Annotated in this window: 14 protein-coding genes and 1 pseudogene; 10 read left to right on the top strand and 5 right to left on the bottom strand. The window is 65.3% G+C overall.

Annotation, left to right across the window (positions count from 1 at the left end; all coding sequences use genetic code 11):
• Nucleotides 1-1,071: a GGDEF domain-containing protein gene (locus CH286_RS14465; RefSeq protein WP_255182657.1), complete on the top strand. Its 1,071-nt coding sequence runs from the start codon at nucleotides 1-3 to the stop codon at nucleotides 1,069-1,071.
• A 76-nt stretch (nucleotides 1,072-1,147) separates the two neighbouring features.
• Nucleotides 1,148-1,528, top strand: coding sequence for a VOC family protein (locus CH286_RS14460; RefSeq protein WP_094609516.1), 381 nt, complete (start codon nucleotides 1,148-1,150; stop codon nucleotides 1,526-1,528).
• Here CH286_RS14460 and CH286_RS14455 read toward each other — a convergent pair.
• Nucleotides 1,525-2,808, bottom strand: a complete 1,284-nt coding sequence (locus tag CH286_RS14455) for a sensor domain-containing phosphodiesterase (RefSeq protein ID WP_242459141.1) — start codon at nucleotides 2,806-2,808, stop codon at nucleotides 1,525-1,527. The two genes, CH286_RS14460 and CH286_RS14455, sit on opposite strands and share 4 nt — an antisense overlap.
• Before the next feature lie 102 nt (nucleotides 2,809-2,910).
• Entirely contained in the window at nucleotides 2,911-4,260 is a 1,350-nt protein-coding gene (locus CH286_RS14450) for a hypothetical protein (protein WP_037153889.1), read from the bottom strand.
• Nucleotides 4,261-4,446: 186 nt separating this feature from the next.
• Between CH286_RS14450 and CH286_RS14445 the strand changes: the two genes are divergently transcribed.
• The 5 genes from CH286_RS14445 to menE are packed head-to-tail and all read left to right on the top strand — an operon-like array spanning nucleotide 4,447 to nucleotide 7,734.
• Nucleotides 4,447-5,619: an inorganic phosphate transporter gene (locus tag CH286_RS14445; RefSeq protein ID WP_032380423.1), complete on the top strand. Its 1,173-nt coding sequence runs from the start codon at nucleotides 4,447-4,449 to the stop codon at nucleotides 5,617-5,619.
• 7 nt (nucleotides 5,620-5,626) lie between these two features.
• Nucleotides 5,627-5,914 carry a hypothetical protein gene (locus tag CH286_RS14440; protein WP_032380422.1) on the top strand — a complete coding sequence of 96 codons (288 nt, stop codon included), beginning with the start codon at nucleotides 5,627-5,629 and terminating at the stop codon, nucleotides 5,912-5,914.
• Between the two features lie 24 nt (nucleotides 5,915-5,938).
• Nucleotides 5,939-6,268: a DUF3349 domain-containing protein gene (locus CH286_RS14435; RefSeq protein WP_037153701.1), complete on the top strand. Its 330-nt coding sequence runs from the start codon at nucleotides 5,939-5,941 to the stop codon at nucleotides 6,266-6,268.
• Nucleotides 6,269-6,272: 4 nt separating this feature from the next.
• Entirely contained in the window at nucleotides 6,273-6,587 is a 315-nt protein-coding gene (locus tag CH286_RS14430; protein ID WP_032380420.1) for a DUF3349 domain-containing protein, read from the top strand.
• Between the two features lie 10 nt (nucleotides 6,588-6,597).
• The gene (gene menE / locus CH286_RS14425) at nucleotides 6,598-7,734 is read left to right on the top strand and encodes an o-succinylbenzoate--CoA ligase (protein ID WP_094609515.1); all 1,137 of its coding nucleotides are present in this window, start codon (nucleotides 6,598-6,600) and stop codon (nucleotides 7,732-7,734) included.
• Between the two features lie 49 nt (nucleotides 7,735-7,783).
• On the opposite strand, the gene CH286_RS14420 is transcribed toward menE, so the two are convergent.
• Together CH286_RS14420 and CH286_RS14415 are read right to left on the bottom strand one after the other, a co-directional pair.
• Nucleotides 7,784-8,152 carry a nuclear transport factor 2 family protein gene (locus CH286_RS14420; protein ID WP_094609514.1) on the bottom strand — a complete coding sequence of 123 codons (369 nt, stop codon included), beginning with the start codon at nucleotides 8,150-8,152 and terminating at the stop codon, nucleotides 7,784-7,786.
• A 160-nt stretch (nucleotides 8,153-8,312) separates the two neighbouring features.
• Nucleotides 8,313-9,965, bottom strand: coding sequence for an alpha/beta hydrolase (locus CH286_RS14415; RefSeq protein WP_441347125.1), 1,653 nt, complete (start codon nucleotides 9,963-9,965; stop codon nucleotides 8,313-8,315).
• Between the two features lie 86 nt (nucleotides 9,966-10,051).
• Between CH286_RS14415 and CH286_RS14410 the strand changes: the two genes are divergently transcribed.
• From CH286_RS14410 to CH286_RS14400, 3 genes and pseudogenes are all read left to right on the top strand, one after another.
• The gene (locus CH286_RS14410) at nucleotides 10,052-10,831 is read left to right on the top strand and encodes a PIG-L family deacetylase (protein ID WP_032401899.1); all 780 of its coding nucleotides are present in this window, start codon (nucleotides 10,052-10,054) and stop codon (nucleotides 10,829-10,831) included.
• Nucleotides 10,832-10,996: 165 nt separating this feature from the next.
• Nucleotides 10,997-11,893 (top strand): annotated as a pseudogene (locus CH286_RS14405) (ATP-binding cassette domain-containing protein); the annotation flags it as partial.
• A complete protein-coding gene (locus CH286_RS14400; RefSeq protein WP_094609512.1) occupies nucleotides 11,890-12,723 on the top strand; it encodes an ABC transporter permease in 834 nt (277 codons plus the stop codon). The pseudogene CH286_RS14405 and the gene CH286_RS14400, both read left to right, overlap by 4 nt.
• On the opposite strand, the gene CH286_RS14395 is transcribed toward CH286_RS14400, so the two are convergent.
• Nucleotides 12,720-15,980 carry a BTAD domain-containing putative transcriptional regulator gene (locus CH286_RS14395; RefSeq protein WP_255182655.1) on the bottom strand — a complete coding sequence of 1,087 codons (3,261 nt, stop codon included), beginning with the start codon at nucleotides 15,978-15,980 and terminating at the stop codon, nucleotides 12,720-12,722. The two genes, CH286_RS14400 and CH286_RS14395, sit on opposite strands and share 4 nt — an antisense overlap.
• Nucleotides 15,981-16,062: the final 82 nt, after the last annotated feature.

The following is a 16,062-nucleotide window of genomic DNA, read 5'->3' as shown; positions in this document are numbered from 1 at the left end:
GTGCGTTGGTTTCTGCAGCCGTTCGACTACGCCTGGATGGCGGATTTTCAGAACTCGCGTCCCACCGGACGACTCATCCGCTGGGTGATGGCCGTCCTGACGCTGAACTACGGCGCTCTTGCGGTGGTGTCTCTCTTTTCCGTCGGCACCTCGCGGAGCGTCGTCGCGATCGGCTGGAAAGCCGTCTTGCTCGTCCTGGTCGTGGTGGTTGCGGCGGCGTGGATCACCAGGCCGTTCCCCGGCCGATTGGGGGTGGTGGCCTTCGCCGTGTTCGCCGACCTGGGCACAGCGTCCGCGCTCCTGATCAACCCGATCGTGGACGCCATTCTCACGTGCGCACTGTTCGCCGTGATCGGCACCTTCTGCACGTTCTTCCTCAGCCCGCGCTGGCTGGTGGCCCATTTGTTCTTCGCAGTGGCGTGCACTGTCGCGGCTGCAGTGGCGACCCACGCTGCCGACGACGTGGACATCGCATCGTTGATCTTCCGGACCAACGTGGTGCTGTTGGCGATCGCCGGGGTTCCGCTGACCTCGCACCTGCTGGTGACCGTTCTGACCGAGGACGCTCGAAGTTCCTTTCTCGATCCGCTCACCGGACTGCTCAATCGACGCGGACTCGATGCGGCCGTGGACGACGTGTGGCTGCTCGGACGGGACCAGGATCGGTGCGTGGCCGTGCTGGTGGTGGACATCGACCGCTTCAAAGCCGTCAACGACCGCTACGGGCACGAGGAAGGAGACGCGGTCATCGTGCGCGTCGCCGAGCGGCTCGGATCCCACCTCGGCGAGTACGGGGTGCTCGCCCGCACCGGCGGTGAGGAGTACCTCGCCGTGGTGTCGACGTCGCGATTGCACATCGACGCGCTGATCCACGGAGTGCGCCGAGCCCTACGCGACCCGGCCGACTCCGTCTCGGTGACCGTCAGCATCGGGGCAGCCATCGTGTACTGGGATTCGGCGCTGTGGGATCAGGACATCGACATCGTCACGCGCGCAACACGGGTGGCGGACTCTATGATGTACGAGGCCAAGGCTGCGGGCGGCGATCGGGTGATCAAGAGCGTGCTGTGAGCCGAACCCGCCGAGTGGAGCCCGCGGAACGACCATGATCCGGAACGACCACACCTGAGCGTGGTATCCATGCGGGGTGGACATCCTCGCTTCTCGGACAATTCTGCAGCCGGCCGACTATCGGAAGACCCTCGAGTTCTATCGCGATGGCCTCTCTCTTGCCGTGTTTCGGGAGTATCCCGGCGGCACGGTGCTGTTCGTGGGCCAGGGTTTGCTCGAGATCGCGTCGCATCATCGCGGCGACGAGCCAGGAACGTTCTCCGGCGCGCTGTGGCTGCAAGTACGCGACATCGATTCGGCGACCGAGGAATTGGAATCAGCGGGGATTCCGATCGTGCGCGAGGCGCGAACGGAACCGTGGGGCCTGATCGAAATGTGGATCGAGGATCCGGACGGGATTCGAATCGTGCTGGTGCAGATCCCGCAGGATCACCCGCTACGACGAGACAACCGCTAACCGCTGCCCACGCTGTCGGCGATCGTACGAAGAACCGACTGCGCCGACTGCGGCCGCGACCACAGGTACCCCTGTGCCAGGGTGCACCCGAGTTCGAGTGCAGCGTCGGCCTGTTCGCGGCTTTCGATGCCTTCGACGATCATCGTCAGATCGAGGTCCTTCGCGACTCCGGCCAGCGACCTGATCATCGCCCGTCCGGCGACGGTATCGACGAACCGTGTCAGGTGACCGTCGATTTTGATGCCGTCGGGCTGCAATGTCACCAACCGTTCGAGCGAGGACCAGCCCGAACCGAAATCGTCGAGCAGCACCCGGAAGCCCAGCCGATGCACGTCGTCGATGTGCCGGCGCAGCAACGGGCCCGGTGTCACAGCGGTGGTTTCGGTGAGTTCGAGCGAGATCGACGACGGGGACACTCCGGACGACGCGATGGCGCGTTCGAGGTGGCTGACGCCGTCGGGGTGGGCGAGGTGGCGTCCGGAAATGTTGACTGTCAGCCGAAGGTCGGGACGGTGGACGTGCCACTTCTTCATCTCGGCGGCGGCCTGGGTGAGCACACTGAGGTCGACGTCGATGATCAGTTCGCTGGCCTCGGCGAACGGGACGAAATCCGCCGGTACCACCATCCCACGGGTGGGGTGGTGCCAGCGCGCCAACGCCTCGAAGCCGACGATCTCCTCGGTCCGCAGATCCACGATCGACTGGAACCAGGGCACGATGTGACCGTCGGCAATGGAGTCGGCGATGTCGTTGTCGCTGCCCAAGCGGATGACGCCGGATCCGACGCGGCGATGCAGATCGAGTTGCTCCTCGAGCACCGACGCGAACTGTTCGAGTTCCTGCATCTGCTCACCCGAGAGTGATCGCGGCGTGCGATCGAGCAGGCACAGGGTGCCGATGACCAGACCTTCTCGACCGCGCAACGGAACGGAGGCGTAGGACGCGATGCCGTTGTCGTCGAGGATGGCGCGCTGCCGGGTGGTGGCGTGCACGCGCCCGAGCGCGACGACTGCGGGGTCCCCGGTTCGCACCACGTCGTCGCACAGCGTGTCGGCTCGGTCGACGGTGGACACCGGCGGCCCGCCCACGTTGACCAGCGTGTACTGAGTGTCTTCGTCGAGCACGTTGAGCTGGGCGATGGCGAATCCGACGCTGCGAGCGGCGAATTCGACCGTCGAACGCAACGCTGGAGTGGTCGCCTCGAAATCGAGATATCGACGAGCGGAGTCGCTCTGTCGGCGAGACTGGGAGCGCGCGGTGTCCGCGACCTCACCGTCCACCGGCATCTCCTCACCCAAGACCGGGCCCGTTCTGGAACCGGATCCACGTGAGCTTAACCGGGCGAGTTCGGCAGATTCGACCGATAGCCCAACTCGGAGTGGTCACAACGACGGATAGCGCGTGTGAAGAAGACGGTGCCGCAGTACCGCAGCTGCGAGCCGCTTGCCTTCTTCGGTCGCGACCGATCCGGCAGTGTGCGATCCGGACGTACGATCGCCTTCCGAGAACTCGACTGCTCCGAGTGCGCTCAGCTCGGCCACCAAGGTCCTGGCCAGGGGTTCGGCATGCTCGGGAGACGGAGCCTCGCCTGCATGGGTCCATCCTTCGGCACGCAACAGTCGCGCCAGGTCGTCGGCGCTCGTCTCCACGTCAGAGACGTCCTGACCGACGATCATGCGAGCAAGAATCACCTCCGCGGCGATCGTGTCCGGGTGATATCCAGTGCCGACGATGCCGCCGGTGAGCACACGCCACAGCCCGTCGGAGCTGAGCTGCCGGGTGCGGGCGGTGGGCACCAACCGTCCGGCGGATCGACGCAGCAGACGCACCCGCATGAGCAGGCGTCGGAGCACGAGAATCTTCTCCGTGTCGAGTTCACGACCGATACGGGAGGGACGCTCGTTCGGAGGAAAAACGGTGTTCGCGATGGTTGCCACCAACTCGTCGGGCAAGTAGCCGGCATCGGTCAAGGCGACACCGTCACCGATGCATCCGATGAAGGTCTCCAGCCTGCGAACGCAGCCGTACATCGGCTCGACGGCATCGTGCAGCGCGTCGCGCAGCCCCAGATAGAGCTCTGCCCGCGGTGCGCTGTAACCACTCCAGAGTTCGATGCGGTGGTCGAGCAGTTGCTCCAGCAGAACGGCCTCGGAGTGGTCCCTCCCGCGATCGGAGGTCAACACCGCGTCGGTGACGCCGCGTCGCCGCATGGCCCGCGCGTTGGCACCGAGTGGTCTACCACCCGGCCTCGACGGTTCGAACTCGCCGGCGATGGTCGCCACTTCCAGTGTCTCGCCGATCTTTTCGACGATGACCCGCTCGATGCCGGTGGGGGCGTCCTGCCAGGTGACCAGTTCTGTGTCGAGGGCACCGATGCCCGACTGATCGGTGGCCGCGCGGTACTTCTGCAACCAGGCCGCGTCGTCGGGTGTTCGGACGAGCTCCTCGGTGACCGCGCTGCGCGCGATGTCCGCATATCCGACGCGGCCGAGGCGGTCGAGCAACTCGCCGAGCGCGCGAGCGATGTCGACGCCGCGATCGGGACCCTCCGCGGCGTGCCGCAGATAGACCCAGAGAAAGGACTGCACAGAATGTTGAGTCGGGCCCGCAGGCGGAGACACGCCGACCAGACCGTCCCACCCCAGACGCGCATCGGCAGCGAGCGCGGGATCGACGGAATCGAAATACGACAGAGCGGCCGACACCGCGTCGTCCATGCTCGATCCCTTCACGGTTTCCACTGTTCCACAACGGCTCGGTTCGAGGCCACGACCGCCGTGTGCTGCGACACAGCAAAATTGGACATATAAGGCAAAAAGGTGAACGGGAGGTGAACTGCGGACGACTTCACAGCGCCCAAGAAGAACACTTCGCAAGAAATTTCCGCGAAACAACGTTCATGTCCCACACTTTCCACCGTGAGCGCTGAATTCCTCGTACTTCTCGTGGTGGTCGTGACGGCATTGGCCTTCGACTTCACCAACGGTTTCCACGACACCGCCAACGCCATGGCGACGTCGATCGCGACGGGGGCACTGAAGCCCAAAGTCGCGGTCACCCTGTCTGCCGTCCTCAACCTGGTCGGCGCCTTCCTGTCCGTAGAGGTGGCTGCCACCGTCGCGAAAGGCATCGTCAACCTCGGCGACACCGGCGGCCAAGCCCTGCTGACCATCATCTTCGCCGGCCTCGTCGGCGGCATCCTGTGGAACCTCGCCACCTGGCTGCTCGGCATCCCGTCGAGCAGCTCGCACGCACTGTTCGGCGGCCTCATCGGTGCCACCATGGCGGGGCTGGGAACCAGCGGTGTCGTATGGGACGGGGTGTGGAGCAAGATCGTGTTGCCCGCCGTGCTCGCCCCCATCGTCGCCGGACTCGTGGCCACCGTCGGAACCTGGATCATCTACCGCATCACCGACGCAGTTCCCGAGAAGTCGAAGGAGCGCGGATTCCGCTGGGGCCAGATCGGTTCGGCCTCGCTCGTCTCGCTCGCGCACGGCACCAACGACGCCCAGAAGACGATGGGCGTGATCTTCCTGGCGCTCGTTGCCTACGGCACCGTCTCACCCGATGCCGAGATGCCCCTCTGGGTCAAGGTCACCTGTGCACTCGCCATCGCGTTGGGCACCTACCTCGGCGGCTGGCGCGTCATCCGCACCCTGGGCAAGGGCCTGGTCGAGATCGCATCTCCGCAGGGCATGGCCGCCGAATCATCCTCTGCAGCAATCATTCTGACGTCGAGCCACCTCGGCCTCCCGCTCTCGACCACCCAGGTTGCCACCGGCTCGATCCTCGGATCGGGACTCGGCAAGCCCGGTGCCGCAGTGCGATGGAACGTCGCAGGCCGCATGGCCGTCGCCTGGGTCATCACCCTGCCGCTCGCCGGAGTGGTCGGTGCCGCATGCTGGCTGCTCGCACACACGATCGGCGGTCTGCCCGGCATCCTCGTGGTCTTCGCCATCCTCGTCGGCCTGGCCACTGTCATGTACATCCGCTCGCGCCGCGAACCCGTCGATCCGGACAACGTGAACGCCGAGTGGGACGGCGGACTCGTTCCCGCCGCCACCGAAGCCGACTCCCCCGCGAAGGTCTGAAGACACCATGGAAACCCTCAAGCACACGCTCGATTCGCTCTGGCAGGTAGTTCTCGTCGGACTCCTGCTCGGTGCCGGACTGCCCGCGATCTTCGCTTTCGGACTCAAGGCACTCTCGGTCGGTGAGCCCTCGGACGAGGCCACCGCCGCAGGCACCACCCGGGTGGCCCGCCCGGCCGTCGCCACTGCCGCGGCCGTCCTCTGTTTCGCAGTGGTCGTCGTCGCGATCGTGGCCGGAATCCTCTTCATCATGAAGAACTTCCTCGACAGCACATTCGGCATCTCCGTCTTCTGACACCCGAGAAGGGGTACAGCTCTCATGACCGACTCCACCAAGACCGCATTTCCGGCCTCGGTGCTCGAATGGCTCCGAGCCGGATATCCCGAGGGCGTTCCGCCCAAGGACCGCTTCCCGCTCGTTGCGCTCCTGCGCCGCGCCGCACTCACCGACGTTCAGGTGCAGGAGATCGTTCTCGAACTGGTCTCTCCCGCCAACGGCGCACTCGACGACGGTGCCATCTCGCACGACGAGATCGCGACGTACATCCGCGAACAGATCGACGCCGAGCCGACGGCCGAGGACATCTCTCGTGTCTCGGCGCGGCTGGCGGCCGGTGGTTGGCCGCTCGCGGATCCGGCGGCCCTGTAAGTCCATGTCGGTCCCGTCGTTCCTCCACTCGATCGTCGGGTGGCTTCGCGGTGGGTATCCCGACGGGGTACCCGAAGCGGATTACGTTCCCCTCCTTGCTCTTCTGAATCGGCGACTGTCCGACGACGAAGTGCAGTCGGTGATGGATGCCCTCATCGCCGACGGCCAGCTGCCTGCCGACAAAGCAGGTATTTCCGTCACCATCACCAAGGTCACCAACGAGATGCCCCGGGAAGAGGACGTCAACCGGGTACGCGCGAACCTCGCCGCCGGTGGCTGGCCACTGGCCGACCCGTTCACGCTCCGCCGCGAGGACTAACCTCGCACGTGTGCTCGAGAGCGTCCCCATACCGACCGGACCGGCCGCGGCAGACATCCTGCCGCGGCTGAGCCGTGTGCTGGCCGGCGACGGCCCGGCCATCCTTCCCGTCCCCGCCGACGATCCACGCGAGATCCGACGCCTGCACGACGCCCTGGCACCCGGCACTCCTATCGACGACGGCGTCGCACTGGTCGTCGCAACGTCGGGCACAACGGGAATACCCAAGGGCGCCATGCTGTCTGCATCCGCTCTGGTCGCGTCGGCGACGGCCACCGAGGAGCGGCTCGGTGGGCCCGGCTCGTGGCTGCTGGCGCTGCCCGCACACCACATCGCCGGGATGCAGGTCTTGCTGCGCAGCGTGCTCGCCGGAACCTCGCCGGTGATCATGGATGTCTCCCACGGCTTCGACCCGGTCGCCCTGATCGAGTCGGTGGGCCGAATGCCGGGTCCCCTGCGCTACACGTCCCTGGTTCCCGGCCAGTTGGTGAAGGCATTCGAGAACCCCGAGGCCGTGGCTGCGTTGGCCTCGCTCGATGCCGTGTTACTGGGCGGGGCGGCAACGCCGATTCCGTTGCGGGAGAAAGCACATGCAGCAGGGATCCGCTTGGTTCGGACGTACGGCATGAGCGAAACCGCAGGCGGCTGCGTGTACGACGGAGTTCCGTTACGCAACACGGTGGTGCGCGTCGACGAGGGCAGGGTCGTGTTGGGCGGAAGAACCCTGGCCTCGGGATATCGCGGGTTACCCGATCACCCGGCGTTCGCCGAGCCGGGATGGTTCCGCACGGACGACGCGGGAACAATGGTCGACGGGGTATTGAGCATTACCGGCCGACTCGACGAGGCCATCTCGACGGGTGGCTTGACCGTCGTACCGCAGGTCGTCGAAGCGGCGCTGGCCACGCATCCCGCAGTCCGAGAGTGCGCGGTCGTCGGATTACCGGACGAGCGCCTCGGCCAGAAAGTGGTGGTCGCGGTGGTCGCCTCAGCGCAGGTCACGTTGGCGGAGTTACGCTCTCACGTCGCATCGACGTTGGACATCACGGCCGCGCCACGTGAATTGTTTCTGGTCGAATCACTGCCGACCCGAGGCCCGGGAAAACTGAACCGAGCAGAATTGCGGGCTGCGCTGGGGAAGCGCTGAGCGGGCCGCTGCTCGGCTCGTTCGGCAAACGCGAGCGCGTTTGCGGCGGTCAGTTCAGCGGCGTGCCTTGATGGTGCACCAATTCCCATCCCGATTCGATGCGACGCCACAGCGATGTTCGACGCGCTCGCATACCCGACCGTATCGAAATCCAGTGCACCAGAGCGAAATCCGTGCCGATTGCTCGCCCACTCAGTTCGAGCACCTCGATCTCGACGGAATCTTCGCTGCTCAGTAGGTCGAGGATCGACGCCTTGTCCCACACCGCGCCCGAGGCGCCCACTTCGGTGAAGTCGTCGGCGAGCAGACTGACCAGCCGCCCGCGGTTGCGTCGACATTCTGGGGTCTGCAACTCTCGCTCGAGCTCGAGAACTGTCGACAGGTCGGTGTCTGAACAGGGCTCATCGTTGGGCGACATGAGTCACTGTCTCACGCACGAACGCGAGCGCATTCGCCAGGTGCGCGCGAAATAGATGTTGCCGAGGTAGCGAACTCGCGCGCGTCTGGCAAACGCGCGCGCGTTTGCGCTCGATCAGGGGCCGGGGCAGAGGCAGCGGCAGCGGCAGCGGACGATCAGCTCAACCCGCCATTTTCTCGTAGAGTCGCTCCACGTCTGCGTCCGTCCAGCCGGGCGGATCGAGGATGTCGGCCCACATCCGCACCGCGTCGGCTCCGTAGCTGTGGCCGTGACCGTCGTCGACGTCGGTGGAGAAGACCTGATCGAAAGTCAACTGCCAGAACGTGACGAACGGGAACCACTGCACTCCAGGGTCGACGTCGGTGCCACGCGGTTCGTTCAGCCAATCGGGTCGGCCCAGGATCAGATCGGGTGACCACCACACTATGGGGTCGGATGCATGCTGCCAGTAGACGATTCGCGGCTCCTCCCACGGTCCGCCGATGTCGAGATCACCGGAAGACCCGGCGAAACGGACGTGTTCGCCGCTGTCGATGACAGGTAGGATCTCGCGGGAACCGGCGTCGCGTCCACCGGTTATGCGGGCCCATTGAGGTGTGAAGTTCGGGTTGCCGACCCACAGGGCACCGTCGATGCGCGCGATCATGTCCTGGGCACCGCTGAATGCATCCTGCCCGCCGTAGGCACCGAGGCTCTCGCCGAACAGCACCAACTTGGGTCGTGAATCTTCCGGAAGTTCGCTCCATACCGCGTAGATCGCCTCGAAGAGGGCTCGTCCGGCATCCTGCGGGGTCTGGCGGTCGGCCAGAAATGCCATCGGGCTCGGCAGGAACGAGTACTGCATGGACGCAATTGCCGAATTACCGTCGTACAGATACTCGAGGGGGCCGGCCACGGATTCGTTGACCCACCCACGTCCGGTGGTGGTCGCTACACCGAGCACGGCCCGCGAGAATGCGCCGGTACGTTCGAGTTCGGCCACCACGCGCTCTGCGACGCCTTCGACGGTGTCGGCCGACTCGACTCCGGCGTACGCGCGGATCGGTTGCACTGCAGGTCTTCCGGTGAAGTCGCTGATCTCGTCGGGCGATGCTCCCGAGACGACGAACCGTCGACCCTCCTGCCCCAGCGAATCCCATTCCTCGTTCGAGGCATCCGAACCCGAAAGTTCGGCGGCCGTAGGCTTTTCCACCCCATCGTGGTTGCCGCGATCGGCAGTCGATGCGGACTTCTCCGCGACGGCCACAATTCCCCGAATCAATGCGCCATTGACAGCGAAGACCACCAGCAGCGCAACCACGATCACGCTGGCGATCCTCGCCACCGGCCTCGGTACGTACTGCTTTCCCCAGCGCGTCAGTGCCCGAGTCGCTCTGCGCAGCAGGCGGCCGAGAGCAAGCACGGCCACGGCCACCACCAACGAGAGCAGCAGCACCGCGACGTACAGCGGCCGGCCGGGGTCTTCCACGCCGACCAGCTTGCGGACGATCTGCTGCCACCAGGATCCGAGGATCAGGAACAGCGGAATCACCACCACTGCAGCCACGGCCAGCGCCCACCACCCACGTCGACGCCACTGCTGCGACCAGTCCGGTGACACTCCGCAGAGCCGGATCACCCAGGCAATGAGGCATCCCACGCCGTAACCGATCGCGACACTGATACCGGTGGCCACCGCCTGCAGGTACCACGCACGGGGCAGCAGGGACGGAGTCATCGACAGTGCGTAGAACACGAGCGCGAAGAAGATCCCCACGGGATGTAGTGCGCGGCAGTACCGATCCGCTCGTGAATCCCGCCAGTACGAACGTATCGCGGCCGACCGCTGTGTGGTCACCCGACGATCGTATTGGCCCGCCGACTGGGCTGCACCCACTTCGACGTGCAAGCATTCAACGCATGAGTGTTCTGGTCTGCTTCCATGCACATCCCGACGACGAAGTGTTCGGCACCGGCGGGGTGATGCGTCTGGCTGCCGATGCCGGCCATCGCGTCGTACTCGTCACGGCAACCGACGGTGCCCTCGGAGAGTTTCCGGACGGAATCCTCACCGACGGCGAGACACTGGCAGAGCGCCGACGCATCGAGCTGGATCGTTCGGCCGCCGTCCTGGGAGTGGACCGCATCGTTCGGTTGCACTACGCCGATTCCGGCATGGCGGGCACTCCGGAAAATGCCAATCCGGAGGCCTTCTGCAACGTCGACGTCGACACCGCGGCTGGGCGATTGGCCGACGTGCTGCTCGAAGAGCAGGCCGACGTCGTCACCATCTACGACCCGAACGGTGGATACGGCCACCCGGACCACATCCAGGTGCACGTGGTCGGCAAGCGCGCCACCGAGATCGCCGAGACCAGGTACGTGTACGAAACCACGACCAACCGCGATCACATGCGCCGACTGATGGAGGCAAATCCCCACTGGGGCGAGGAGGCGTCACCGCCGGACATGGAGACGTTCGGACTGCCGGAAACCGAGATCACCACGGTGGTCGACGTGTCCAGCGTGATCGCGGCGAAGCGGGCCGCCATGGAAGCACACGAGACCCAGGTCGGCGATTTCGGTCCGTTTCTGCAGATGCCCATCGAACAACTCACCACCGCCTTCGGCACCGAATGGTTCAGGAAGTTGCGCGGGACCGGTGGCGTCGGCCTGACGGAGACCTCGCTGCCACTGTGACACCCAGCAAGAGGTGACACCACGCACGAGGTGACACCACGCGGCACATGAAAGGTGACGCAAGCGCGACGTACGCGTCGTGCAAGCGGTCGGGGCGATCGTTGTCCCATGACCACACCAGCTATCGAGGCCGACGGCCTCGTCAAGACATTCGGTAAGCAGCGCGCGGTCGACGGTGTCAGCCTGACCGTCCCCACCGGGGCGGTTTACGGAGTCCTCGGCCCCAACGGCGCAGGCAAGACCACAACGGTCCGCATGCTCGCCACCCTCCTTCGACCCGACGGCGGCTCGGCCCGAGTTTTCGGCCGAGACGTCGTCGCCGACGCCACCGCGGTCCGGTCGCTCGTCGGCGTCACCGGTCAGTACGCATCGGTGGACGAGGATCTCACCGCGACCGAGAATCTCGTCGTCTTCTCCCGGCTTCTCGGCCTGAGTCGACGCGACAGCAAAGCCAAAGCCGTCGAACTCCTCGAGGAATTCGAGTTGACGGACGCAGCGTCGCGACCGTTGAAGTTGTTCTCCGGTGGCATGCGGCGGCGCCTCGATCTGGCCGCGAGCCTGATCTCGGCACCGCCGCTGCTGTTCCTCGACGAGCCGACCACCGGGCTCGACCCCCGCACCCGAGCCCAGATGTGGGACACCATTCGTCGGCTCGTCGCGGCGGGCTCGACCGTTCTACTGACAACTCAGTACCTCGACGAGGCCGACCAACTGTGCGATCGCATCGCCGTCATCGATCACGGCCGCGTGATCGCCGACGACACCGCTGACGGGCTCAAGTCCTCGGTGGGCACCTCGGCGCTGTCCCTGACTCTCGCGGACCGAAACCAGATCGACGACGCCCGAGCTCTGGTTGCGAGGCAACTGGGCACCGACGTGTCGGTCAGCCCCGCGTCTGCTCGTCTGACTGCACCCATGACCGACACATCGATGACCCCCGACATCTTGATTCGACTGCGCGACTGCGGCATCGACGTCAGCGAAATCACCGTCACCAAACCCAGCCTGGACGAGGTATTCCTGACCCTCACCGGCAAGAGCGCAGACGAGGACGCAGCATGACCACCACTCTCACTCCGCAAACTTCGACGTACATCGACCGCGCCGACCGTCCGGTCGTCCGCCACATCGGCCTGGCCCGTACCGCCGCCCAGTCCGCGACCATGGGATATCGCGGGCTGCTCAAGCTCCGACACAATCCCGAACAACTCACCGATGTGGTGCTGCTACCGGTGATCTTCACCCTGATGTTCAGCTACATCTTCGGCGGCGCGGTTGCCGGGGACGTCACGTCCTACCTGCCGATGATCGTGCCCGGAATCCTGGTGCAAACGGTAATCACCGGTTCCGTCGTCACCGGCACACAGCTGCGAGAAGATATGGACAAGGGCGTCTTCGACCGATTCCGGTCTCTACCGATCGCCCGAATCTCTCCGCTTGCAGGAGCATTGATGGCCGACGTCATCCGCTACCTCATCGCGGCGGTCGTCTGTTTCCTCACCGGGTTCGCGATGGGTTACCACCCGGCCGGAGGATTTCTCGGCCTCGCCGGAGCCGTCCTGCTGGTGATGTTCTGCGCCTGGGCGATCAGCTGGATATTCGCACTGCTGGGCACCTTGATGAGCAAAGCCTCCTCGGTCCAGGGCATCTCGATGCTGGTGCTGTTCCCGCTGACGTTCCTGTCCAACGCCTTCGTCGACACCTCCACGATGCCGAGCTGGCTGAGGGCTTTCGCCGACGTCAACCCCGTCTCACACCTGGTGACGGCGGTCCGAGAGCTGGCGAACAACGGGCACTTCGGTATTCACGTCGTGTACTCACTCCTCGGAGCCGTGGTCATCGTCGCCGTCTTCGCCCCACTGACCGTCACGTCGTACATGCGCAAGGCCTAGGACACGGGTAGCGAACTCAAGATCTCCTGCAGTGCAGCATGTCTGGTGATACCAGCAGCCCGCGCGATACCGGCGTCGACCGTAGGGTCACCGACAATCGCGCGGGCTGCGGCCACGTGCCGATCGATGCGCATCGACGGAAAATCCTGGCGACCCACCGCCCGGTCCGACGCGGCCAGCAACCGAACTCCACGTTCGCGGTCCCCGCACTGCACCTCGAACGAACCCACTGCGCACGCAACAGCGCCGAGCATCGGAATATCGTAGAAACCGCCAGGCACCAACGCATTCCACGGCGTGCGCACCAGCTCCCCCACCGCTTCGCGCATCTCCGCCGCACGAGCGTGCAATACATGCGCTCCGACGGCCGCGCACACCAGAATCGTCATGAACGGATCGCTCGCGTCCTGCGATGGCCAGCCCCCGATGGCCAATGCTTCCCGAAATTGCGCCAAACCTCGTTCGACGTGACCGTCTTCCACGTCCGCCGCTGCCCGTGCCGCAGTCAACGACGCGGACGTCGACTGCTGCTGCGCACGATCCCACCGAGCGCCGGAATCGTGGGCAGGCCCCGGATCAGCGGTGTCACCGGAATTGCCCGGGCTCCAGTCCTGCGCCATACCTCCCGACGCCAATTCCTCCACCAGCGCCCGCCCCTCGTCCACCCGACCCGCTCCGATCAGGGCCATTGCCAGGAAGGTTCGGGTTTGCATGCTCTCCTCGTAGGCATGCATCGTCCACATGACATCGGCGGAGGTTCGGTAGTACTCGGCGGCCGTGGCTTGATCGCCTGCCAGACCGTAGGAGCTGGCAAGTGTTTGCGAGGTGGACCCCACTGCCCACAGATCACCACGACTACGCGCGATGCCGAGAGCGCGCTCACCGTCTCGAATCGACTCGTGCAATCGCCCCGAATTCTGAGCGAGCATCGCGCGAACCACGTACGCGTTGCAGCGAACGTCGCCGTATTCGGAGCGCGTGGCAAGAGCCAGTTTTCTGGCCAACCCTCGCCCTCCGATGTGGTGCACGAGCACCTCGGCATTGAACCGCAACCCCGGTGCGATGTCGGTTCTGTGGCGCAACAGATTTCGTAGATCGACTCGAACTCGGGCTACCCGACGCAGTTGTCGTCCGTAGGCAAAATGCGCCGCCAGAACCAGCATGCACATGACGGCGTTGTCGTCGGGTGTTTCTGCGATCCCGCGGCGGATACTGCTCTGCACCCTGTCGGCCCAGTTCAGCACCTCGGAATGCGCGCCGCGCATGGCCCAGAAGTAGCCCAGTACCGAGAAGAGAGTGCAGACGTGCTCCGAAACATCATGTGCGAAAGAATGTCTCATCATGGAGAGCAGGTTGTCGTGCTCCGCCTCGAGCAGCAGAACCATCTCGGCCGGACGCCCGCCGGCATAGCCTGCGGAAATCCTCGTCGACACCGCAGTCGACCAGGCTCGCAGGCGTAGTGCGACCTGCTCTTCCTCCCCGCTCGCGTCCAATTGCTCCTCGCCGTACTCGCGGACGGTCTCGAGCATGTGGTACCGCACGCCCGTAGACGTCTCGGCAACTGTGAGCATGGACTGGTTCACCAGACCGTCGAGCGCAAACGAAACATCCTCGACCTCGGACCATTCCGCCACCGTTCGCGCGGCGTCGAGATCGAAGCCCGCAGGAAAGCGACAGAGCCGGCGAAGAGTTGCCTGCTCTGTGCCGTCGAGCAGATTCCAACTCCAGTCGATGACCGCGTGCAACGTTCGATGTCGTTCCGGACGGGTTCGGTCCGTCGATCGCAGCAGCGCGAATCGTTTGTGCAACCGCGTGCCGATGTCCTCCACACTCATCGACTTCACTCGCGCTGCGGCCAACTCGATGGCAAGGGGCAGGCCGTCCAAGGTGTGACACAGGGCCGCGACAGCGTCGGGATCGAGTCGCACGGACGGGCGAACTGCACGAGCTCTGACGCAAAAGAGCTCTGTAGCAGGCGAATTCGGGCCGAGCATGCCGAGAGAGGGCAGCGGAAACACCGATTCGGCCGTCGACCCCATCGGCGAACGGGAGGTCGCCAATACCGTCACCAGATCCGTCGCAGCCACGAGCTCGTCCACGACTGCAGCCACCTCGCCGATCACGTGCTCGCAGTTGTCGAGGATCAACAAACCTCGGCGAGTCGAGAAGACGTCGACCAGACGCTCGTGAATCGAGTGCACCCGGGCGACCTGAAGACTGCCGACAGTGTAATCCGCCTCGGTCAATCCGAGGGTGGCTCCGATCGCCGAGGCGACGTCCTCGCCACTGCGCAGCGACGCCAATTCGACGAACGCCACCGGCATCGAATCGGCAGCTCGATGACCCAGGGCATGTGCGATGCGCGTCTTGCCCGCGCCGCCAGGACCGAGGACGGTGGTGACGCGAGAGGTGTGCAGCAACTCCTCGATCGCAACGATGTCGTCACCTCGACCGATCAAGGCATTGGGTGCGGCACGAAGCCCGATGGTCTGCAGCACCTTCGGCGCGTCGTGACCGAGAATTTCGGCATTCAGTGCGGTCGTCGCGGGCGAGGGATCCGTTCCCAACCGCTGGGCCAGATAGTTGCGCAAGTCCGCGAACACCGTCAGCGCGTCGTTGGGTCGGCCCACACCGTGCAGCGCGCGCATGAGGTCGGCGGCAGCACGCTCGTCGGCTGGATCCTCGGCCGCGCGGGCCTGCGCATGCGGCAGAGCGTCGCCGTATCTTCTCAGACCCAGGAGGGCCGCGACCTGCAGCGACTTCAGAGCCATCCCAACCGCGTCGGCCTCGACCCGAACCGAGTCGATGGGCTCACCGCGCCACAGACCGAGGGCTTCGACGACCAGGTCGAATGCATCCTGGAAGTGCCCCTGAGCGAGGCGGCCCTCTGCGCCGCGGGTCAGAGCACGGGCCCGGCCGAGATCGATGTCCTCGGCATTGAGAACCAACCGATATCCCCCGGGCCCACTCTCGAGAGCGCCGCTGGGCAGCGCCGATCGCAGTCGAGAGATCTGTGTCTGCAGAGCATTCTTCGGTGATCGGGGAGGCTCGCCGGGCCACACCTCCTCGATGAGCCCCTGCGAGGACCGCGCCCGCCCCGGATCCAGCGCCAACGCCACGAGCAGGGCCTGCGCCCGCGTACCCGATACCGGCAGGGGACGGCCGTCGACCACGGTCGTCACGACGCCGAGGATCCCCACCACCGGAAGTTCGGCCGTGAGGTGCGTCGTCTCGGGATACGCGATGTCGTGGGGCACTGTCCTCAGATCGTAGGCCGCTGGGCCGAACGCTTCGAATTGACGTTCAGATTGTTTTGAGACCCTAACCAAACCGTGAGAC

It is taken from the genome of Rhodococcus sp. WWJCD1, assembly GCF_002258735.1.
In the GTDB taxonomy this organism is placed as follows: Bacteria; Actinomycetota; Actinomycetes; order Mycobacteriales; family Mycobacteriaceae; genus Rhodococcoides.
The sequence above is the reverse complement of the archived record's forward strand: the minus strand, read 5'-3'. Positions and strand labels throughout refer to the sequence as shown.